Source organism: Enterobacter sp. BIDMC93, assembly GCF_001037805.1.
Lineage (GTDB): Bacteria > Pseudomonadota > Gammaproteobacteria > Enterobacterales > Enterobacteriaceae > Enterobacter > Enterobacter hormaechei_C.
Genome location: NZ_KQ089962.1, coordinates 4,065,012 through 4,085,930, shown reverse-complemented (window position 1 = coordinate 4,085,930; position 20,919 = coordinate 4,065,012). Strand labels below are relative to the sequence as shown.

The 20,919-nt window shown below is 55.6% G+C and carries 22 protein-coding genes; 15 read left to right on the top strand and 7 right to left on the bottom strand.

Features of this window, described 5'->3' with window-relative positions; translation table 11 throughout:
- The first annotated feature begins 64 nt into the window (after positions 1-64).
- Entirely contained in the window at positions 65-691 is a 627-nt protein-coding gene (locus SK58_RS19160) for a helix-turn-helix domain-containing protein (protein ID WP_015571320.1), read from the top strand.
- Between the two features lie 2 nt (positions 692-693).
- On the opposite strand, the gene ampH is transcribed toward SK58_RS19160, so the two are convergent.
- Entirely contained in the window at positions 694-1,854 is a 1,161-nt protein-coding gene (gene ampH / locus SK58_RS19155; protein ID WP_003859164.1) for a D-alanyl-D-alanine-carboxypeptidase/endopeptidase AmpH, read from the bottom strand.
- 351 nt (positions 1,855-2,205) lie between these two features.
- Between ampH and sbmA the strand changes: the two genes are divergently transcribed.
- Both sbmA and SK58_RS19145 read left to right on the top strand, forming a co-directional pair.
- Positions 2,206-3,426 (top strand): peptide antibiotic transporter SbmA, encoded by a 1,221-nt coding sequence (gene sbmA / locus SK58_RS19150; protein WP_003859162.1) that lies wholly within the window; start codon positions 2,206-2,208, stop codon positions 3,424-3,426.
- Positions 3,427-3,438: 12 nt separating this feature from the next.
- The gene (locus SK58_RS19145) at positions 3,439-4,536 is read left to right on the top strand and encodes a DUF1615 domain-containing protein (protein WP_017383149.1); all 1,098 of its coding nucleotides are present in this window, start codon (positions 3,439-3,441) and stop codon (positions 4,534-4,536) included.
- On the opposite strand, the gene SK58_RS19140 is transcribed toward SK58_RS19145, so the two are convergent.
- Positions 4,537-4,839 (bottom strand): DUF2755 family protein, encoded by a 303-nt coding sequence (locus SK58_RS19140; protein ID WP_003859159.1) that lies wholly within the window; start codon positions 4,837-4,839, stop codon positions 4,537-4,539. It abuts the gene before it with no gap.
- 247 nt (positions 4,840-5,086) lie between these two features.
- Here SK58_RS19140 and SK58_RS19135 point away from each other — a divergent pair, with 247 nt between their 5' ends.
- Positions 5,087-5,308 carry a DUF2754 domain-containing protein gene (locus SK58_RS19135; RefSeq protein ID WP_015571318.1) on the top strand — a complete coding sequence of 74 codons (222 nt, stop codon included), beginning with the start codon at positions 5,087-5,089 and terminating at the stop codon, positions 5,306-5,308.
- 3 nt (positions 5,309-5,311) lie between these two features.
- On the opposite strand, the gene ddlA is transcribed toward SK58_RS19135, so the two are convergent.
- Positions 5,312-6,409, bottom strand: a complete 1,098-nt coding sequence (gene ddlA, locus SK58_RS19130) for a D-alanine--D-alanine ligase (RefSeq protein ID WP_017383150.1) — start codon at positions 6,407-6,409, stop codon at positions 5,312-5,314.
- 103 nt (positions 6,410-6,512) lie between these two features.
- On the opposite strand from ddlA, the gene SK58_RS19125 reads away from it, so the two are divergent.
- From SK58_RS19125 to adrA, 5 genes are all read left to right on the top strand, one after another.
- Entirely contained in the window at positions 6,513-7,196 is a 684-nt protein-coding gene (locus tag SK58_RS19125; RefSeq protein WP_017383151.1) for an extensin-like domain-containing protein, read from the top strand.
- Between the two features lie 169 nt (positions 7,197-7,365).
- Positions 7,366-8,580, top strand: coding sequence for a multidrug efflux MFS transporter (locus SK58_RS19120; RefSeq protein WP_015571317.1), 1,215 nt, complete (start codon positions 7,366-7,368; stop codon positions 8,578-8,580).
- Positions 8,581-8,788: 208 nt separating this feature from the next.
- Positions 8,789-9,049 (top strand): anti-adapter protein IraP, encoded by a 261-nt coding sequence (gene iraP / locus SK58_RS19115; protein ID WP_003859148.1) that lies wholly within the window; start codon positions 8,789-8,791, stop codon positions 9,047-9,049.
- A 294-nt stretch (positions 9,050-9,343) separates the two neighbouring features.
- Positions 9,344-9,664, top strand: a complete 321-nt coding sequence (psiF, locus tag SK58_RS19110) for a phosphate starvation-inducible protein PsiF (RefSeq protein ID WP_015571316.1) — start codon at positions 9,344-9,346, stop codon at positions 9,662-9,664.
- A 102-nt stretch (positions 9,665-9,766) separates the two neighbouring features.
- On the top strand, positions 9,767-10,870 hold the full coding sequence (gene adrA / locus SK58_RS19105) for a diguanylate cyclase AdrA (protein ID WP_015571315.1): 1,104 nt from the start codon (positions 9,767-9,769) through the stop codon (positions 10,868-10,870).
- A gap of 16 nt (positions 10,871-10,886) precedes the next feature.
- On the opposite strand, the gene proC is transcribed toward adrA, so the two are convergent.
- Positions 10,887-11,696 (bottom strand): pyrroline-5-carboxylate reductase, encoded by an 810-nt coding sequence (gene proC, locus SK58_RS19100; RefSeq protein WP_015571314.1) that lies wholly within the window; start codon positions 11,694-11,696, stop codon positions 10,887-10,889.
- Between the two features lie 97 nt (positions 11,697-11,793).
- Here proC and SK58_RS19095 point away from each other — a divergent pair, with 97 nt between their 5' ends.
- The 5 genes from SK58_RS19095 to ppnP all read left to right on the top strand — a co-directional run bounded on the left by SK58_RS19095 (position 11,794) and on the right by ppnP (position 14,429).
- The gene (locus tag SK58_RS19095) at positions 11,794-12,252 is read left to right on the top strand and encodes a YaiI/YqxD family protein (protein ID WP_003859141.1); all 459 of its coding nucleotides are present in this window, start codon (positions 11,794-11,796) and stop codon (positions 12,250-12,252) included.
- Positions 12,253-12,396: 144 nt separating this feature from the next.
- Entirely contained in the window at positions 12,397-12,921 is a 525-nt protein-coding gene (gene aroL, locus SK58_RS19090) for a shikimate kinase AroL (RefSeq protein ID WP_048220319.1), read from the top strand.
- Between the two features lie 43 nt (positions 12,922-12,964).
- The gene (yaiA, locus tag SK58_RS19085; RefSeq protein ID WP_003859135.1) at positions 12,965-13,156 is read left to right on the top strand and encodes a protein YaiA; all 192 of its coding nucleotides are present in this window, start codon (positions 12,965-12,967) and stop codon (positions 13,154-13,156) included.
- A 236-nt stretch (positions 13,157-13,392) separates the two neighbouring features.
- Entirely contained in the window at positions 13,393-14,070 is a 678-nt protein-coding gene (locus tag SK58_RS19080) for an AroM family protein (protein WP_003859133.1), read from the top strand.
- Between the two features lie 71 nt (positions 14,071-14,141).
- Positions 14,142-14,429 (top strand): pyrimidine/purine nucleoside phosphorylase, encoded by a 288-nt coding sequence (gene ppnP, locus SK58_RS19075; RefSeq protein ID WP_003859131.1) that lies wholly within the window; start codon positions 14,142-14,144, stop codon positions 14,427-14,429.
- A 47-nt stretch (positions 14,430-14,476) separates the two neighbouring features.
- Here ppnP and rdgC read toward each other — a convergent pair whose 3' ends face one another.
- Complete coding sequence (gene rdgC / locus SK58_RS19070) at positions 14,477-15,391, bottom strand: recombination-associated protein RdgC (protein ID WP_006809928.1); 915 nt, start codon at positions 15,389-15,391, stop codon at positions 14,477-14,479.
- Between the two features lie 123 nt (positions 15,392-15,514).
- Between rdgC and mak the strand changes: the two genes are divergently transcribed.
- Positions 15,515-16,420: a fructokinase gene (gene mak / locus SK58_RS19065; protein ID WP_048220318.1), complete on the top strand. Its 906-nt coding sequence runs from the start codon at positions 15,515-15,517 to the stop codon at positions 16,418-16,420.
- A gap of 83 nt (positions 16,421-16,503) precedes the next feature.
- On the opposite strand, the gene sbcC is transcribed toward mak, so the two are convergent.
- Together sbcC and sbcD are read right to left on the bottom strand one after the other, a co-directional pair.
- Entirely contained in the window at positions 16,504-19,635 is a 3,132-nt protein-coding gene (gene sbcC, locus SK58_RS19060; RefSeq protein ID WP_048220317.1) for an exonuclease subunit SbcC, read from the bottom strand.
- Positions 19,632-20,837, bottom strand: coding sequence for an exonuclease subunit SbcD (sbcD, locus tag SK58_RS19055; RefSeq protein ID WP_017694432.1), 1,206 nt, complete (start codon positions 20,835-20,837; stop codon positions 19,632-19,634). Before sbcD ends, sbcC begins: the two co-directional genes overlap by 4 nt.
- Positions 20,838-20,919: the final 82 nt, after the last annotated feature.

Here is a 20,919-nt window from a genome sequence, read left to right as displayed (position 1 = left end):
CCCGCTTTTTTATGTGTTTTAAAAATTATAAAGAACCGACATATACAGATGACTTGAGGTATGCATGAACGTTAATGCGAAGCCACTTTCTGAATTAAGCCGGCTCATAAAGTGTCTGGAAGTCGCCGGTACCCCATTTAAGATCGAACCACAACAATTAATAACTACCGGCAATAATGATGATGAACCATTGACCGTTGTCATACAATCCGGCCTGACGGCCGTCCACCGTAAATCAGACGAATTACTTATGGGTATTGCGCGGGCACCGTATATCCACGGTTTAAGCGCATGGATAAATGAAAACTATCTTGAATATTCTTTGATGGCACAGACGCCTTGTACCGGATTTTATTTACCGGCATCTGACGCGTACCAGCTTATTCAGGACGCGCAACTTTGGCAAGAGGCTTTCTGCTGGCTGTCATGGCTTAACCATTTATTGGGAAAACGTGACATGCAATTGGTCGGAAATAATTCCTATAGCCAAATCCGGGCGATGCTGATCAATATGGCCGAGTGGGATGACACGCTACGTTCAAAAATTGGTGTTATGAATCATATTCAGCGTAGCACTCGTATTTCTCGTTCGGTCGTTGCTGAGGTTCTGGCGGCGCTGCGACAGGGGAACTACATCAATATGAGCCGGGGCAAACTGATCAGTATCAACCGTTTGCCCACGGACTATTGAGATCAGTTAGAGGCCGTAAGCACCTGCGCTTTATTGGCGCTCAGCTCGGCCACCAGATTATTTACGCCATCACTCATATTCACGAAGCGTGTATTTGGCGACCGGGTGACCACCACAAAAGCGCCTACGTTTGATTGCGGAATCATCGCCATGTAGGTGATGAACCCGCCACCTCCACCGGTTTTTTGAATAATCCCCGGTCGGCCATCTTTTGGCGCCATATACACCCAGCCCATGCCGAGGGCATCGGCTTTACCTGGAACATCCATGCCAATGACGCGTCGTAGCTGAGCACGCTGGTAGATGAGCGTCTGCATTCGGTCGGCCTGATTGCTGCGCGCGTAAAAATCCGATGAGAGGAACTGTTGCATCCAGCGCATCATGTCGCCAGGCGTAGAGTAAACGCCACCGCTGCCAATGGCGGCCAGCGTGTTATTGCACGGGCTGGCCCCTTTTTCCGCCACCATCAGACGCTTGCACTGGTCCGGGGAGGGGGTGTAAGTGGTATCTTTCATCCCGAGCGGACGCGTGATCTGCTCTTCAAACAGTTGAGGGTAGGGCTTACCCGACGCCGTCGCTAAAGCGTCGGCCAGCAGATCAAACGCCAGGTTAGAATAGCCGGCCTGCGAGCCCGGGGCCGATTTCAGGGTTGCTGTGCTCAGGTAGTTCCAGCGTTGCTCGCGGGTTGGCCAGACAAAGACAGGGCGATGCGCAGCGCCACCGGGCTGTTCTCGCGGCAGGGCGCTGGTATGGGTCGCCAGATTCACCAGTCTGATCGGCGTTCCCTGATATGTCGGAACGCGAGCGCCGGGCGGTGCATATTTGCTGAGTGGATCGTCGAGTTTCACCACGCCCTGATCGAGCAGTTTCACCAGCATTTCGCTGGTCATCAGCTTGGTTATCGATGCGACACGGATAACGGAATCCAGCTGCGGACGAACGTTATTTCCCGGTCGTGTTTCACCGAAGCTGCGAAACACCCGCTGGTTACCGTCGATCACGACCAGCGCCATTCCCGTCGCACCGCTGCCGTAATAAATAAGGTTCGCGTAGCGATCGGCAATGTCAGAGGCCAGAACCGGGGCCGTCAGAGGCTGTGCTGCCTGGGCGGTGGACAGGCTCACCGCACACAGCGCGGCGATAGAGAGCAGACAACGTTTCAACGAAAAGCATCCATCAAGTGAATAAGGAAAGTTACGGGTAGTTATACTACTAATCGGCGTCGGGCAATGGCCCGATTTGCATAACGATAGCGAGAAAAACGTAACCGTGGGTAAATTTGAACAATTTACTTGCGGCGTGGCTCCCATTTTGTGACATCGACCGTATGATAGACGCTACGATCGCTGTTGCGAATGAAACGCACCGAAACAATTCCTGAAAACTGTGAAGCGAACTAATAATTCACCCGCAGGTCTCACTTTTTTGCCTGAGCCGGGAGGCTGGCACAGGCAAGGTTTCGTGTGGCGATATGTTGAACACAGCAACAGCCATAACAACAAGAAGGAAGCACAATGTTTAAGTCTTTTTTCCCAAAGCCGGGGCCCTTTTTCCTGTCGGCATTTATTTGGGCACTGCTGGCTGTCATTTTCTGGCAGGCCGGTGGCGGCGCGTGGCTGACCCGTCTTACGGGGGCAACGGGCGATATTCCCATTAGCGCAGCGCGCTTCTGGTCCATGAGCTATCTGCTTTTCTACGCTTATTACGTGCTCTGCGTAGGGCTTTTCGCCATGTTCTGGTTCGTCTATTCTCCTCACCGCTGGCAATACTGGTCGATTCTCGGCACGTCGTTAATCATCTTTGTCACCTGGTTCCTGGTGGAAGTGGGCGTAGCGGTCAATGCCTGGTATGCGCCGTTTTACGATCTGATCCAGACGGCGCTGAGTTCGCCGCATAAAGTGACCATTAACCAGTTCTACCATGAGGTGGGGATCTTCCTCGGCATCGCCCTCATCGCCGTGGTGATTGGCGTGATGAATAACTTTTTCGTCAGCCACTATGTATTCCGCTGGCGTACCGCGATGAACGAACACTATATGGCGCACTGGCAGCACCTGCGGCATATCGAAGGTGCCGCACAGCGTGTGCAGGAAGACACCATGCGTTTTGCCTCTACTCTGGAAGATATGGGCGTGAGCTTTATCAACGCCATCATGACGCTGATCGCCTTCCTGCCGGTGCTGGTGACGCTCTCGTCGCACGTTCCGGAGCTGCCGATTGTCGGCCATCTGCCATACGGCCTGGTGATTGCTGCGATTGTCTGGTCGCTGATGGGAACGGGGCTGCTGGCGGTGGTGGGGATCAAGCTGCCGGGGCTGGAGTTTAAAAACCAGCGCGTGGAAGCGGCCTACCGTAAAGAACTGGTGTATGGCGAAGACGATGCCAACCGTGCGTCACCGCCTACCGTGCGTGAGCTGTTCGGCGCCGTACGTCGTAACTATTTCCGCCTCTATTTCCATTACATGTATTTCAATATCGCGCGCATTCTTTATCTTCAGGTTGATAACGTTTTCGGGTTGTTCCTGCTGTTCCCGTCCATCGTTGCGGGTACGATTACGCTCGGTCTGATGACCCAAATCACCAACGTCTTTGGTCAGGTTCGCGGTTCGTTCCAGTATCTGATCAGCTCCTGGACTACGCTGGTGGAGCTGATGTCCATCTACAAACGTTTACGCAGTTTCGAGCGTGAGCTGGACGATAAGGACGTGCAGGAAGTCACCCATACATTAGGTTAAAAAGGAATTGCTATGCCATTTGCCGTACCACGTGCATTACCGCTGACGTTACTCGCCGCTTTTGTGCTGGCGGGCTGTGCCGAAAAAGGGGCTGCCCCGCTCAAAGAAGGGGAGAAGCCCGTTGATGTGGCGAGCGTGGTGCGGCAAAAGATGCCCGCCAGCGTGAAGGATCGCAGTGAGTGGGCTGATGCGCTGGCAGCGACCTTCAAAAGCCAGAAGATCGCGCCTACCGAGGAGAATATCTGCTCGGTGCTCGCGGTGGCGCAGCAGGAATCGATGTATCAGTCAGATCCTGTAGTGCCTGGCCTGAACAAAATCGCCTGGAAGGAGATCGACCGCCGGGCCGAATCGATGCATATCCCGGTTTTCCTGGTGCATACCGCCCTTAAAATCACCTCGCCAAACGGTAAAAGCTACAGTGAACGGCTGGATACGGTGAAAACCGAGAAACAGCTTAGCGCCATTTTCGATGATTTCATCAATATGGTGCCGATGGGGCAGAAGCTGTTTGGCTCACTGAATCCGGTGCATACCGGCGGTCCGATGCAGGTCAGTATCGCATTTGCGGAAAAGCATACCGACGGCTATCCGTGGGATATCGACGGTACGGTACGTCAGGAGGTCTTCTCCCTGCGCGGTGGGCTGTGGTTTGGGACGTATCACCTGCTGAATTATCCGGCCAACTACGATAAACCGCTGTATCGCTTTGCCGACTTTAACGCGGGCTGGTATGCCAGCCGAAATGCAGCCTTCCAGAATGCGGTAAGCCGCGCCAGCGGTGTGAAGCTCGCTTTGGACGGCGATCTCATTGCTTACGGCAGCAGTGAGGCCGGGACCACCGAACGTGCGGTGCGAAAACTCTCGACGAAGCTGGAGATGAGCAACAGCGACATTCGCCGACAGCTGGAGAAGGGCGACAGCCTGGCGTTTGAGAAAACGGATCTGTATAAGCAGGTCTTTGCGCTGGCCGAGAAGAAAAGTGGAAAGGCATTACCCAGAGCCATTCTGCCAGGCATTCAGCTGGAAAGCCCGAAGATCACGCGTAACCTGACGACCGCCTGGTTCGCGAAACGCGTTGACGATCGTCGGGCACGCTGTATGGGACTGTAATCAGTGGCGGTTGCGCCAGCGCAGGACAAGGGCAATCACGCCCAGAACCATGCTGCCCGCGAGGAAGGGAATGAGTCCAAATACGGTGCTCACGCCTAAACCGATTTCAACGCGCGGGCGGCCTGTATCCTGCACCTGCATCAGATGCTCATACACGCCAGGGGCATGCACCAGCATATTCAGCAGTTGGGTTCCTGCCCAGAAACAAAACAGAACAAACAGGGCATAGGCAATATTCCCCGCCGTGGAGGTTTTTGGTTGTTTTCCGCCAAAAATCGGTTTCGACAATGTAAAGTCTGCCATAAGACCTCCCGAAAATATCACTCTGTTTTAATACGCGTCGTACAGGGTGAGTGTGACAGGTCATAGCATTTGTCAATATCAGAATCGTGGGAAATTCGGCTCAGGATTTCTCCTGGATTGTCGATTTCTGCATCATGTCACAAATTGATAACATAAGTGAAACTGCGCTGCATTTCAGAATTTACGTATCCGCCACAGACGCCATTATCAAACTGTGAGAGGATAGTTTTTTTCTGCCGGAGTTGTCATGAAGCTCACTTCCAAATTACGCCGTGACTGGCATTACTACGCCTTTGCGATCGGGCTGATCTTTATTCTCAACGGTGTTGTCGGGCTGCTGGGATTTGAAGCGAAAGGCTGGCAAACCTATGCGGTTGGGCTGGTAACCTGGGTAATCAGTTTCTGGCTGGCGGGATTTATTATCCGCCGTCGTCCCGATGAGACGACGACGGCAGAGAAAGCTGACTAACCGTTAGTTAACGGAACTTTTCAGGGCGCTGTCAGCGGCGTGACGTTCCAGCGCCAGTTCAATCAGGCGGGTGATCAGTTCCGGATAGCTTATCCCGCTGGCCTGCCACAGCTTCGGGTACATGCTGATATTGGTAAAGCCCGGCAGAGTGTTGATTTCGTTAATCACCACCTCGTTATCCGGCGTCAGAAACACGTCGACGCGCGCCATCCCACAGCATCCCAGCGCCTGATAGGCTTCAACGGCGATCGCCCGGATCTTGTCGTTAACGTCAGGATCGAGCGCGGCGGGAACCACAACCTGGGCACCTTTGTCGTCAATATATTTGGTGTCGTAGGAATAGAAGTCACTGTTCAGTACCACTTCACCACAGGTACTCGCCTGCGGGAAGTCGTTGCCCAGTACGGCGCACTCAATTTCACGACCGTTAATTCCCTGCTCAACCACCACCTTATGGTCAAATTCAAAGGCCAGACGAACGGCATCGTTAAACTGCGCTTCGCTGGTGACTTTGCTGACGCCGACGGACGAGCCCTGATTCGCCGGTTTCACAAACAGCGGCAGGCCGAGTTGCGCCTGGATCTGCGCGAAGCTGTGTTTATCGCGGTTGGCGCGAGTGAGCGTCACGAACGGCGCAATATTCAGACCGGCGTCGCGCAGGAGACGTTTTGTAACGTCTTTATCCATGCAGGCGGCAGAGCCCAGCACATCGGAACCGACAAATGGCAGGTTCGCCATCCGCAACATGCCTTGCAGGGAGCCGTCTTCGCCCAGCGTGCCGTGAACGATAGGGAATACTACGTCAATCTGTGCCAGCGCCTGCGCGTTCCCGGCATCGATAAGCTGTCCCTGTTCCACGCCTGGAACCGTTGCGACGCTGACATCAGAAGGATTAAGGGCAATGTGCGCCGGATCGTCAGCGTGTAACAGATACTGGCTGGCATCGTTAACATGCCACTGGCCCTGTTTATCAATGCCCAGCAGCACCACGTCAAAACGGCTTTTATCAATCGCATCAACGATATTTTTAGCCGATTGCAATGACACCTCGTGCTCTGCCGATTTTCCCCCAAAGACAATACCTACGCGCTGCTTTGCCATCTCACTCTCTTCCAGTCTGACGAAAAGCCCATAACATACCACGATGCCCGGCGGGTTTCGCGGCCTTCTGCCATAATGTTTTGGGGATGCTGAAGGGGGGCGCGTGAAAGGAAAAGGTCTGCTTATTCTTATTGTTATTGCCGGGATCGCCACGGTGGGCTACCGCTGGTTGCCGCCGTATTACAATCCTTTCGTGCCGCTTACGCTTGACGATCCGCCCGGAAAAATAACCCAGTTTAAACTTCGACGTTTAACACCGCAGGCATGCGAAAGCCTGTTAGCGCAGGCGAATCAACGCCAGCTTATCCGTACCCAGGCTGTCGCTGACAGCGCCGGTGAGTGTCCGCTGAGTAACGTGGTGCGCGTGCGCGATTTTGGCCCGGTGAGCCTGAACAGCAGCTTTCTGGCCAGTTGTCCGCTGGCGTTAAGTTCGGCGCTGTTTGTCAGCCAGCAGGCCCGACCGCTCACCAAAACCTGGACCGGAAGCGAGCTTACGCGTATTGAACATCTGGGCAGCTTCGCCTGCCGCAATATCTACAGCCGCCCGGATGCGCGGCGCAGCGAACATGCCACGGCGGATGCGCTGGATATCAGCGCTTTCAGGCTGGCAAATGGACAGCGCGTTACCGTCCTGAACGGCTGGAAAGCGGAAAAGACGCAGCCCTGGCTACAGGCCCTGCTCTCGGCAAGCTGTGGCTATTACGGTAACGGTCTGGGGCCGGACTATAATGCCGCCCATGCCAACCATTTCCATCTGGGGATGCGCGGCTATGGATTATGTCGATGAAGCATAATCTTCCGCCAAAAATTGGATAAATTGTGACTTATTTCACAAATATGATGACTGGGAAGATAAAACACCAAAGTCTGCAAGGCCGCATCTCTGGCGCTATGTCATTGCGCGTAACTTGCTAATCTGTCGGCGAATTCGCCTAAAAATGAAGACTATTTCTGTTATGGAATCCTGGAAAGTTAATCTCATTTCAGTCTGGTTCGGCTGCTTCTTCACCGGACTGGCTATCAGCCAAATATTGCCCTTCCTGCCGCTGTATGTGTCGCAGCTGGGAGTGACTTCCCATGAAGCGCTCTCGATGTGGTCCGGCCTGACGTTCAGCGTGACGTTTCTGGTCTCCGCCATTGTGTCGCCGATGTGGGGCAGCCTGGCGGATCGCAAGGGGCGCAAGTTGATGCTGCTCCGCGCCTCGCTGGGGATGGCGATAGCCATTTTGCTCCAGGCCTTCGCCACCAACGTCTGGCAGCTGTTTATTCTGCGGGCGATAATGGGGCTGACCTCCGGTTACATTCCGAATGCCATGGCGCTGGTGGCCTCACAGGTACCGCGTGAGCGAAGCGGCTGGGCGCTCAGCACGCTTTCCACGGCCCAGATCAGCGGGGTCATTGGCGGCCCGCTGCTCGGCGGCTTCCTGGCGGACCATGTCGGGCTGCGTGCGGTCTTTATCATTACCGCGATCCTGCTAACGATCAGCTTTCTGGTCACCCTTTTTCTGATTAAAGAGGGCGGGCGGCCTGTTGTCAGTAAATCCGAACGCCTGAGCGGAAAAGCGGTTTTCGCCTCGCTGCCTTATCCTGGCCTGATGATTAGCCTCTTTGTGACGACGATGGTGATCCAGCTCTGTAACGGTTCGGTAGGGCCGATTCTGGCGCTGTTTATCAAGTCGATGGCGCCGGACAGCAGCAACATTGCTTTTCTGAGCGGGATGATTGCCGCGGTGCCGGGCGTGTCGGCGCTGATGTCTGCTCCGCGTCTGGGGAAACTGGGCGACAGGATCGGTACGGCACGTATTCTGATGGCAACGCTCATCATTGCGGTGATCCTTTTCTTTGCCATGTCATTCGTCACCACACCTCTTCAGCTCGGCATCCTGCGCTTCCTGCTTGGCTTCGCAGATGGCGCCATGCTGCCCGCTGTTCAGACGCTGCTGGTGAAATATTCCAGTGACCAGGTAACCGGCCGCATTTTTGGCTACAACCAGTCGTTCATGTATTTAGGCAACGTAGCGGGCCCGCTTATCGGCGCCTCGGTCTCGGCGATGGCGGGTTTCCGCTGGGTATTTGCCGCGACGGCGGTGGTGGTCCTGCTGAATATTATTCAACTGGCCTTTGCCTTGCGACGCCGCAGGCGAATCGCTGAGGCAAAGTCGGCCCGGTAAACACGATAATATATTATTTATTCTTATGAACGCCGCATTTTTATATAACGAAATGCGGCGCCTTTCTTTCAGGAAAACGTTTCGCTTTCGCGCTGAAATATCTTTTTTGGCAGCGATGTCACTTTTGCATAAGATAAAGCTAATCCATGCTTTTCATTATTCAGAGAGGGTGTTAATTTCAGGGGAAATCACATAAGGAAATAGCACCATGAAAAATCTCATTGCTGAGTTGTTGGTTAAGCTTGCCCAAAAGGAAGAAGAGTCGAAAGAGCTGGTTGCCCAGGTCGAGGCGCTGGAAATCGTTGTGACGGCGCTGCTGCGACAGATGGCAAAACCGGAGCAGGAGGCGTTGATCGACAACGTTGAAGGTGCGCTGGAAAAAGCGCGTCCTGATTCCCAGGTGCCTGCGGAAGATGCGGAGCTGCTTCAGCAATACGTAAAGAAGCTTTTAAGGCATCCTCGCAGCTAACCTGCCTGAGGTGAAATGACGTGTCACAGAATTGTCATGCAGGATGCCTGGCGTCGCTCTGTTTTTATTTTTACACATTTATGCAGGGAAAATTAAATTGAGACAGAGCACACCTTTCACCGCATAATTTCTGTTATTAATTACCGCCTCCCACCCGGCCAAACCGGTTAATGAATATTGTGCCGATACAGGGCTGAAATAACCGCAGAGCCCGGCGAAAATCAGAGTCGCAGGGTGGTTTTTTTCCCGTAACGAGCCAGACTTAACGTGGAACTTCACATAAAGGATGGTGCAATGAAAACAACAATACTGGTTACCCTGCTCTCTGGCCTGTGTCTGATCGCCTCAGCACACGCGGAAGAGAAAACGTTAACGCCCCAGCAGCAGCGCATGACGACCTGTAACCAACAGGCGACATCGCAAAGCCTGAAAGGGGATGCCCGTAAAACGTACATGAGCGACTGCCTTAAAAATGGTGCGGCTAAACCCGGTGAAAAAAGCCTGACCCCACAGCAGCAAAAAATGCGTGAGTGCAACGCCCAGGCGACACAGCAGATGCTGAAAGGCGACGATCGCAGCAAGTTTATGAGCGCGTGCCTCAAAAAACAGGCGTAGTGCTAACGGGTGAGTCACGGCTGTGGCTCACCCAAAATTTCATACTTTCCCCGCTACCCCCCTCTCTATAATTTGGGAAAATGTTTCAGAATATTCCCAAAAATGATGAATGATGAGTTTTATGACAATCACGAGAACATTCGGGAAGCGTGGCACCAGCAGCTTTCTCAGGATGATTCATACCGTTCCGGTCTGCGATTTGCCCGGCGAATACGGCTGGCACGCATCGTTGGTCTGGCGGCGCTATTTGTTCCGCTTGCCAGCGTTCTGGTGAGCCAGTTTCTTTCCGGCGTCTGGTGGTTATTGCTGGTGGGCTGGGTCTTTGTCTGGCCCCATCTGGCCTGGCAGCTGGCTTTTCGTTCGGCTGAACCCCACAGCAGTGAAATTGTTAATCTGAAAATCGATGCCATTATTGCCGGTGTCTGGATGGGGCTAACAGGGTTCAATGCGCTACCAACGGCGGCGCTGATCGTGATGATTGGCATGAATATGATGGGATCGGGGGGATGTCGGTTATTTCTGACAGGACTCGCGCTACTTGCCCTGTCTGCCCTGTTGACCGTGCAATCCATGGGTACTCCTGTGGTATTGACCTCTGAACCGCTGGCGTTGTGGCTGACGCTCCCCGTGCTGGTGGTCTATCCCATACTGTTTGCCTGGCTCAGCCACCGCACGGCGATCCGTCTGGCAGAGCATAAGCGTCGGCTTGAGCTGATGAGTACCCGCGACGGAATGACCGGCGTGTTCAATCGCCGTCACTGGGAAACGCTGCTGCGTAACGAATTTGAGGCCTGCCGTCGCAGCCATCGACAGGCGACGATACTGCTCATCGATATCGATCACTTCAAGACGATCAACGACACCTGGGGGCATGACGTGGGGGATGAAGCGATTGTCGCCATCACGCGCCAGCTTCAGCTGACCCTGCGCTCAGGCGATTATATTGGCCGTTTTGGCGGGGATGAGTTCGCGGTGATCATGTCCGGCACGCCTGCCGACAGCGCGATTGCAGCGATGTCGCGCGTCCACGAACGGCTGGTCAACATGCCGCTGCACGGAGCACCTATGGCGAGGTTGTGTATCAGCGTTGGGGTTGCCCCCTGGGGGGCGCAGTTCACCCACTATCGTGAATGGCTAAAGGCGGCGGACGTGGCCCTCTATAAAGCCAAAAATGCCGGACGGGGCCGCACCGAAGTGGCCGCCTGACGCCCGGCGTAGCGCATCAGGACTTACTGAGCTTCTCTGATTTTTCCATGCATTTTTCCATCGCCTCGATCACGGCGGAGCGGAACCCGCGATCTTCCAGCACGCGCACGGCTTCAATGGTTGTGCCCCCCGGTGAGCACACCATATCTTTCAGTTCGCCCGGATGTTTACCCGTTTCCAGCACCATTTTGGCCGAACCCATCACCGCCTGCGCTGCGAATTTGTAGGCCTGCGCGCGCGGCATTCCACCCAGTACGGCGGCATCGGCCATGGCTTCGATAAACATAAAGACATACGCCGGGGCAGAGCCGCTCACGCCGACTACCGGGTGGATCATCGGTTCGGCAATCACTTCCGCTTCGCCGAAGCAGCGGAAAATATTCAGTACATCCGCCACGTCTTCAGATGTGACCAGCGCGTTCGGGGTAACGGATGTCATACCGGCATTCACCAGCGACGGGGTGTTTGGCATGGCGCGAACAATCTTACGGTCGTGGCCCAGCGCGCGGGCGAGCTGATCGAGGGTCACGCCTGCGGCAATCGATACCACCAGGGTCTCTTTGTTAAGGCTGGAGGTGATCTCGCTCAGGACTTTAATCATGATATTCGGCTTAACGGCGCCAAAGACAATATCCGCCACCTGAGCCACGTCCTGTGCGCTTTCGGCAGCGTTGACACCATACTCATCACGCAGCGCCGCGACTTTATCCGGGGATGGGGTATAGACCCAAATCTGCCCCGGCAGCACCTGCCCGCTGGCAATCAGTCCGCCGAGGATAGCTTTGCCCATATTTCCGCAGCCGATAAACCCGATTTTCTTATCCATCACGTCTCTCCGTTATTATGCGTTGTTATCTCTCATTGATAGCTTAACAACGAAATGCAGGCGACAATAGTCACCAGAATCATAATGGGGAGAGACTATGGCGATTTGGGTTGATGCGGACGCGTGTCCGAATGTCATCAAAGAGATTTTATTTCGTGCTGCCGAGCGCGTGCAGATGCCGCTGACGCTGGTGGCGAACCAGAATATCCGCGTGCCGCCCTCCAGATACATCCGTTCTCTGCGCGTTCCGGCCGGGTTTGACGTGGCGGATAACGAGATAGTACGCCTGTGTGACGCAGGAGATCTGGTGATCACCGCGGATATCCCGCTGGCTGCCGATGTACTGGCGAAAGGGGCGGCGGCGCTGAACCCGCGCGGAGAACGCTATTCGCCGGCAACGATCCGCGAGAAGCTCACCATGCGTGATTTTATGGATACGCTTCGTTCCAGCGGCGTGCAAACCGGTGGGCCGGACAGCCTGTCGCAGCGCGATCGCCAGCAGTTTGCCGCCGAGCTGGATAAATGGCTGCTGGAAGTGAAGCGCCGCCCGGCGTAGCCCACCTCCGGGCGGTTTTGTGGTACAGTGTGGCTTCCACAGGCTTGTCATTCCGTACCGCTTTGCAGTAAAGTTAGCGCAACATCTACTGCAATCATTTCTTTACAGCCTTCAGTTATCCGGCAGCAAGGGGAACACCTGGTTATGAACCCACCCATCTTTTTAGTTGGCCCTCGCGGCTGTGGGAAAACCACCGTTGGTCTGGAGCTGGCGCGTCTGTGCCAGAGTCAGTTTGTCGATACTGACCACTGGCTCCAGGAGAATGCCGGTAAGACCATCGCCGATATCGTTGAAGATGAGGGTTGGGAGAGCTTTCGTGCGCGTGAAACGGCCACGCTGGAAGCGGTGACCGTGCCGTCAACCGTGATCGCGACCGGTGGGGGCATTATTCTGGCACCGTATAACCGCCAGTTTATGCGCGAAAAGGGTGTCGTGATCTACCTCTGTGCCCCGGTCTCTACGCTGGTGGGGCGGCTGGAGGCGTTTCCGGAAGAGGGACAGCGCCCGGCGCTGACCGCGAAACCGCTGAGTGAAGAGGTCAGCGACGTCCTCGCCGAACGCGATGCACTGTACCGTGAGGCGGCACACCACGTTGTGGATGCGTCGGCGTCACCCGAGAAAGTTGCGATTCAGATTATTACCGCCCTGCGTTTGGCTTGCGCCAGCTAACAGCCGTCTATACTCATAGCTCAGACATAAAAAAGGATGAGCTATGCCAACCAGACCTCCCTATCCACGTGAAGCCCGCATCGTTACCGTTGAAAAAGGTAACGGCGATCAGACCGTAACCTGGTACCAGCTGCGTGCCGATCACCCTAAACCTGATTCGCTGATCAGCGAACATGAAACCGAACAGGAAGCGCTGGATGCGAAACGGCGCTATGAGGATCCTGAGAAGTCCTGACAGGAATCCGAATTCGTTACAACCGTGCCTGAATCACACTTTTAACATATCGCTGATGTTAAGCAGCAGTTAATATTTAGTTATTACAGGTGGATTCGGAAAGGCCAGTCGATCTTTACATTACGGTGTAGAGATCCCCTGCTACCCTTGGTGCTGTTTTGTTGAAAAAATGAACAGTGCAGCGTAGTGAGCCTGTACTTATGTGGCAGTTGTGGTAGTAACGGAAGGCGATCAAAATGAAGGCGACGTTGGCGATCCTCACGATTGGTGTGGTGCCTGTAAGCGAAGTATTACCGCTCTTAACCGAGCATGTCTCTGAACAACAAATTACGCATCTCAGTCTGTTAGGGAAGCTCAGTCGGGAAGAGGTCATGGAAGACTACGCGGTCGGAGAGGGGGAAGATCCCCTGGCAACGTTACTCAGTGACGGTAAACTGGCGCATGTGTCGCGCCAGAAAATCGAACGCGCGCTACAGGGCGTGATCGAAGTGCTCGACAATCAGGACTATGACGTTATTTTGCTGATGAGCACGGCACCCGTTAAAGGCCTCAGCGCGCGTAATGCCATTCTGCTCGAACCGATGCGGATTATCCCCCCGCTGGTGGCCTCAATTGTTGATGGTCATCAGGTTGGGGTCATCGTTCCCGTTGAGGAACTGCTGGATAACCAGACGGTGAAGTGGGCCGCGCTGGAGCACACCCCGCTGTACGCGCTGGCAAACCCGTTCTGGGACAGCGAAGCGAAGCTGATTGCGGCCGGGCAGGAGTTGATCGACAGAGGGGCGGATGTCCTGATGCTCGACTGCCTGGGCTTCCATCAGCGGCATCGTGATTTACTGCAAAAGGCGCTGGATGTTCCGGTGCTGCTCTCTAACGTCCTGATGGCGCGCCTGGCGTCAGAATTACTGGTGTAATGATTTTGCGTGACAGGTCATGAGCATGGCCCCTATAGTGGATTTTTCTCAATAAATATAAGGGCCAGTTCATGCTTCAAAGTAACGAATACTTTTCCGGTAAAGTGAAATCCATTGGTTTTACCAGCAGCAGCACTGGCCGCGCCAGTGTCGGCGTAATGGCGGAAGGGGAATACACCTTTGGCACCGCAGAAGCGGAAGAGATGACGGTGGTCAGCGGCGCGCTGAACGTCCTGCTGCCGGGTGAAACGGAGTGGAAAGTCTATAGTGCCGGGCAGGTCTTCAACGTGCCGGGCCACAGCGAGTTCCATTTACAGGTTGCAGAGCCAACCTCTTATCTGTGCCGCTATCTGAAATAAAAGCATGCCGGGTGGCGCATTCGCTTACCCGGCCTACGTTTTGCCTGTCAGCGCTGCGCTTCGCCGCCGAGACCTTCCACCAGGTTCTGAATCAGCGCCGCCAGCTCGCCGGTCATCAGGATAAAGTCTGCGTCAAAGCGCTGAGCATAATCTTCGCGGTCGATATCTTCGTTCTGATCGCGCAGTTCATCGCAGAACTTAAGGCGCTTCACGGAGCCGTCATCACACATCACAAACTGAATGCGCTGCTGCCAGTCGAGTGCCAGTTTGGTCACCACTTTGCCCGCTTCAATGTGCACGGCGATTTCGTCGCTCACCAGATCCTGTTTCTTCGCGCGGATCACGCCGCCATCTTCCAGCAGCGCTTTCAGCTCTGCTTCATCAAGGATCTGGAAGCCCTGCGCGGCAGTCCCGCTGCGCACCCACTCGGTCAGGGTCAGCTCAATCGGCGTTTCCAGCGCCAGCGGTACCACCGGTAATGAGCCAAGGCTCTTACGCAGCAGCGCCAGCGTATCTTCCGCTTTTTTGGCGCTGGCGCAGTCCACCATGATCAGCCCGTTAACAGTGTCGATCCACATCATGGTCTGGCTAAAGCGGCTAAAAGCGCGCGGCAGCAGCGAGTGCAGCACTTCATCCTTCAGCGAATCTTTTTCGGTTTTTTTAAGCTTACGGCCCTGTTCAGCTTCCAGCTTGAAGATCTTCGCTTCGAGCGCCTGCTTAACCACGGGCGTCGGCAGGATCTTCTCTTCTTTACGGGCGCAAACGATGATTTGCCCCGTGCTGCTGGCGTGGGTCAGCGCATCGCTTTGAGAACCCATTGGCGGAACCCAGCCGGTTTTTGCCATATCCTGGCTACCGCAAGGGGTAAAGGAGTAAGCGGCTAACTGTTTTTCCATCTCTTCTGCACGCAGCGAAACGTCGCGGCTGAGACGGTAAACCATCAAATTTTTGAACCACAGCATGATAATTTCCACGGCCTTGTCGTTAAATCAGCGGGCATGATAACGAATTGTCGCATCGCTTGCATTGCTAATCGGGAAGCGGGCTTCTACTCTGTTGATAATCAAAATAATGAGGAGTGTCTTGTGCGTATTGGGATTGATTTGGGCGGCACCAAAACAGAAGTTATTGCGCTGAGCGAGCAGGGGGAGCAACTGTTTCGCCACCGTCTGCCTACGCCGCGCGATGATTATCACCAGACCATAGAGACGATTGCCCGCCTGGTCGATATGGCAGAGCAGGCAACGGGCGAGACGGGCACGGTCGGGATGGGGATCCCCGGCTCCATTTCGCCGTATACCGGCGTGGTGAAAAACGCCAACTCCACCTGGCTCAACGGTCAGCCGTTTGATAAAGACTTAAGCCAACGCCTGAACCGGGAGGTGCGTCTGGCGAATGACGCTAACTGCCTTGCGGTCTCTGAGGCCGTGGATGGCGCAGCGGCTGGCGCGCAGACCGTATTTGCGGTCATTATCGGCACCGGCTGCGGGGCGGGCGTGGCGTTCGGTGGGCGCTCGCATATTGGCGGCAACGGCACCGCGGGCGAGTGGGGGCACAATCCGTTGCCGTGGATGGATCAAGATGAATTCAAATACCGCGCCGAAGTACCGTGCTACTGTGGCAAGCAGGGCTGTATTGAGACCTTTATTTCCGGCACGGGGTTTGCCACCGATTATCATCGTCTGAGCGGTCAGCCGCTGAAAGGTAACGAGATTATGCGTCTGGTTGAGGAGCAGGATCCGGTGGCTGAACTGGCGCTCAGCCGCTACGAAATGCGGCTGGCTAAGTCACTGGCGCATGTGATCAATATTCTTGATCCCGACGTGATTGTACTGGGCGGCGGCATGAGCAACGTCGACCGGCTGTACGCCACGGTGCCAACGCTGGTGAAACAGTGGGTATTTGGCGGCGAGTGCGAAACGCCGATCCGCAAAGCCGTCCACGGAGATTCCAGCGGAGTGCGCGGCGCGGCGTGGCTCTGGCCGGAATAAACGCAAAACCGTTTTTGATGTTTGTGCCCTCTCCCCGTGGGAGAGGGCCAGGGTGAGGGCACCAGAGCGCATCATCCCCCCATTTACTGCACCGCAAACTCCCTGTCCAGCCTGCTATATCCCAGCCCGTTGATCTTCTTCACTTTGATCTGCACCGGAATGCGCTCTTTCATTGCCTCTACGTGACTGATCACGCCGATAGTTTTCCCGGTGGCGTTCAGCGCGTCGAGCGCGTCCAGCGCGGTGTCCAGCGTTTCGCTGTCGAGCGTGCCGAATCCTTCATCCAGGAACAGCGAGTCAATGCGCGTTTTGTGACTGACCAGATCGGAAAGCGCTAAAGCCAGCGCCAGACTGACCAGGAAACTCTCCCCGCCGGAAAGGGTACGGGTATCGCGTACCGCATCGGCCTGCCAGGTATCGACCACTTCCAGCTCCAGCGCGTCGCTGGCTTTACGCTGAAGCAGATAGCGGCCATGCAGACGGTTGAGCTGCTGGTTGGCAAGCCACACCAGATTATCCAGCGTCAGCCCCTGGGCGAATTTACGGAATTTATCGCCGGTGCTGGAGCCTATCAGCGCGTTGAGATAGCCCCAGTCGTCGGCCTGACGCGCCGCCTCCTCAATCTGCTGCATAAGCGCCTGCTGGTGCAGACGGTTATCGGCGTCCTGTTTGAGCTGCTGGCGGATCTCCCCCTGATGCGTGGTGTTGTCCCGAAGCTGTTGCGCCAGCTGGTGTAACTGCGCCTGAAGCGTTGCGGCATCGGTTTCCAGCCCCTCGGGGCGCTGTGCCTGATGCGCCTGAAGCTGCATGCTTGCCTGCACCGAAAGCGCCGTGGCCTGCTGGAGCTGGTTTTCCAGCGTCTGCTTTTGTTGTTCAAGCTGGCGGATCGACGTTTCATCCAGCAGGGCGGAGAGAAATGCGTCCCGATCGGCAAAGCAGCTCGCGGTCAGCGCGGCGTTGAACTGAGCCTGTGATTGCTGGAGCCGTTCACGCTCAAGCGTCTCCTGTTGCTGTAGGGTGGTGAGCTGACTTTGCAGCGACACGCATTCGTTGTGGATGCCGCGCCAGTTCTCAGGGATAACCGCGTCGGCTTCTGCATCATTGGTAACCGGCAGCGTCTCCAGAATGGGCATCAGGGCGTTAATACCTTCCTGAATCGTACCGTGCTGGGCCTGTTTTTCCTGCCACAGGGTATATTCGCTTTCGCGCGCGCTCAGCCAGGCGCTTTCAGCCCCTTCATCGGGCACGCTAAGCGACAGCGATTGTAACGAGGCCGCCAGCGCCTGACGCGTCGCCGTCAGCTGCTGCTGGTACTGGCGCGCCTGACCTTCCTGTTCATTGAGCTGGTTTTGCAGCGTCAGACGCTGGCTGAGCTGATACAGCTGGCGTTCATACTGTTCCTGTTCGCTCATCCAGTGGGCTATATCATCCTGAATATTCAGCGCTATGTTCAGGGAGGCGCAGACCTCCAGCCACTCCTTAGTAAGTGCTTGCTCTTCCTCAGAGAGAGCCTGTGCTTCCTCAGTCTCGCGCTGGATCTGTTGGGTCAGCGCATTCACCTGCCCGAGCACCAGCAATCCTTCCTCTTTTAGCGCGGCAACCTCTTTCTCCAGCGCGTCGCGGCGGCGCTGATTGTCAGTCAGTTCAAGCGCCTGATACTGCACAACTGCCGGATGTTCGCGTGAACCGCAGAGCGGGCAAGGCTTACCCGCTTCGAGCTGTGCACGATAGTTCTCAAGATCCTTGATTGTCGCCTCACGCTCACAGAGCGCTTTCAGGTCGGCATAGTGCTGATTTTTCTCTTTGAACTGCTGACGCCGCAGGATCAGCGTTTCATTGAGCTTAGCCTGCTCAGCCTGCGCTTTCTGCACGCTTTCCGCATTCTGGCGCAGCCGTTTTTGCAGCGGCTGAAAGCGAGCGTGAAGCGCTGTCAGACGCTGGCGGAGCGCCCGCGATTGTGCCTGTTGCTCCATTGCCGTCGCGAGATCCTCAGCCGTCAGCGTCAACGTACTTTCAGGCATCTCAGCCAGCTTCTGACGAAGCTCAGCCATGCGCGCTGACTGGGCAACAAGCTGATTTTTATCGCGACCCAGTTGCGTAAAATGCGCCCGCCAGCCGGCAATTTCCTGCCCCCACTGACGGAAACGATCGTGTTCGGTCAGCCACTGCGTCAGTGCCTTGTGCTCTGTCTGCAACTGTTCACGGTTGCGCAGTGCACCGTTGCGAATACGCGAGCGCTGCACCGCTCTGTCGAGTAAGCGAGTATTTACTTCAACAATTCGCTCTGTTGTCTGCGCCAGGCGGGTGGTCTGCTCCTGCTGATACTCCCATAGCGGACGTAGCTGGGCGGCGGGCTGCGCCAGCTGGAGTTTCGCCAGTTGGGGCGCGGCGTCTGTCAGAGCCTGTTGCGCCTGCTGCTGCGAAGCGGCTGAACGCTGCTGCTCACGTATCAGTTCGTCGTTACGCGTAAGCCACTGAAAATCTTTCTGTTGGCTTTGCTGCTGTGCCAGCAGGACTTTTTCTTCGTCAGTAAGTGCCTGCAAACTTTGCTGCAAGTGCTGCTGCTGTTCCTCGCTCAGCAGCACAACCCCTGCGGCCTGCGCTTCGCACATCTCCAGCGCGTTACGTGCCGCTTTGTGTTTTTCAAAAACCATGGCGGAAATCTGGCCGTAAATTTCCGTGCCGGTCAGTTCCTCCAGCAGCTCTGCGCGATCGCTCGGTTTAGCATTCAGGAAGGCGGCAAACTGCCCCTGAGAGAGCAACATCGAACGGGTAAAGCGACCATAGTCCAGCCCGGTAAGCGTGGCGGTTTGTTCCAGCTTATCCGTGACTTTGTCGGCCAGAATTTTGCCGTCTTCGCAGCGGGCCAGCTCAACGCGCGGTGCCTGTAAGTTCCCGTCCGGCTGGTTGCGGGCGCGGTTCTGGCTCCAGAAAGCGCGATAAGCAACACCTTTGACCTCAAATTCTACTTCCGCCAGGCATTCGGCGGTATCGCGCGTCATCAGGTCGTTTTGCGCCTGAGAGACCTTATTAAGACGCGGCGTTTCGTGGTAAAGCGCCAGGCAGATGGCATCCAGCAGCGTGGTTTTACCCGCGCCGGTTGCGCCGGTGATGGCAAACAGCCCGTTGCTGGCGAACGGCTCCGCGGTGAAATCAATTTTCCACTCACCCTTTAGCGAATTCAGATTTTTCAGACGCAGGCTCAGAATTTTCATGCGTTTTCGTCCTCGTCATGGAGGGAATGCAGGGTCTGGGCAAACAGCTCGTTAAGCCTGGTGCGTCTGGCCTCGTCCACCTCTTCATGCGCAAGCCGCCGCGCGAACACCTCTTCAACCCGAAGTTCGCTAAGCGTTTCACGCTGGGCGTTGAGCAGTATTTTCTCGCGCTGCTCGCGGCTGCGGCGTACCAGCAGCACCTCCACGGGAAGGTCTTCCGTCAGCGTCTGTATTTTACGCTGCATATCGTACAGGTAGTCGTCGGTGGTGATTTCGATATCGAGCCAGACGGGGGGATTAAGCGCTGCGCCGCGCCACTGCTCAAGCTGAGCGGTAATGGCGGCCAGATCGCCTTTCAGCACCGCCAGCGGCTGGGTGACCGGCACCTCAAGCGTCTCAACGGCGCTGAGTTTGCCTCCGGTGAAGCTCACCAGATGCACGGATTTGGCTTTGCCCGTTTCGTCAAAACTGAGCGAAATGGGCGAGCCGCAGTAGCGGATATGCTCGCAGCCGCCGATGATCTGCGCCCGGTGAATATGCCCGAGGGCAATGTAGTCGGCGGGGGGGAAGTTTTGCGCCGGAAACGCGTCCAGCGTACCGATATAGATCTCGCGCACCGCATCACTCTTACTGGCTCCGACGGTGGTGAGGTGTCCGGTGGCAATGATCGGAATGGCCTGATCGCCGCGCAGGGCGCAGGCTTCCGTATGTTGCTGGTGATAATAGCGGGTGATGGCCTGCAACAGATGTTGCTGTTTTTCGCTGCCGGACAGACCTGCCTGGCTTTGCACGATATCGCGCGGGCGTAAAAACGGAATTGGGCACAGCACTGCGCCCGGCGTGCCGTCGCGTTTTTTCAGGATCTGCGGCGCGTGTCCGGCGCTGGCCACCACGGTGGTATTGAGGAACGCCAGAATATCGCGGGATTCATTCAGCGTCGCCACCGAGTCATGGTTTCCGGCGACAATCACAAGGTGACAACCGGTTTGCTGGAGGTTGACCACAAAACGGTTGTACAGCTCACGCGCATAGCTCGGCGGCGATCCGGTATCAAAAATGTCGCCCGCCACAATAATCGCGTCCACCTCGTGAGCCTGAGCCGTCTCCAGCAGCCAGTTCAGGAACGCTTCATGTTCCGCGGCGCGGCTTTTGCTGTAAAAATTTTGACCCAGGTGCCAGTCTGAGGTGTGAAGTATGCGCATAAAAGATCCGTGGCAATAATAAGAAAGCAGGATTATAAACGTTCGGGGAACGGAAAATAACCGCTGTAATAAAACAACAGTT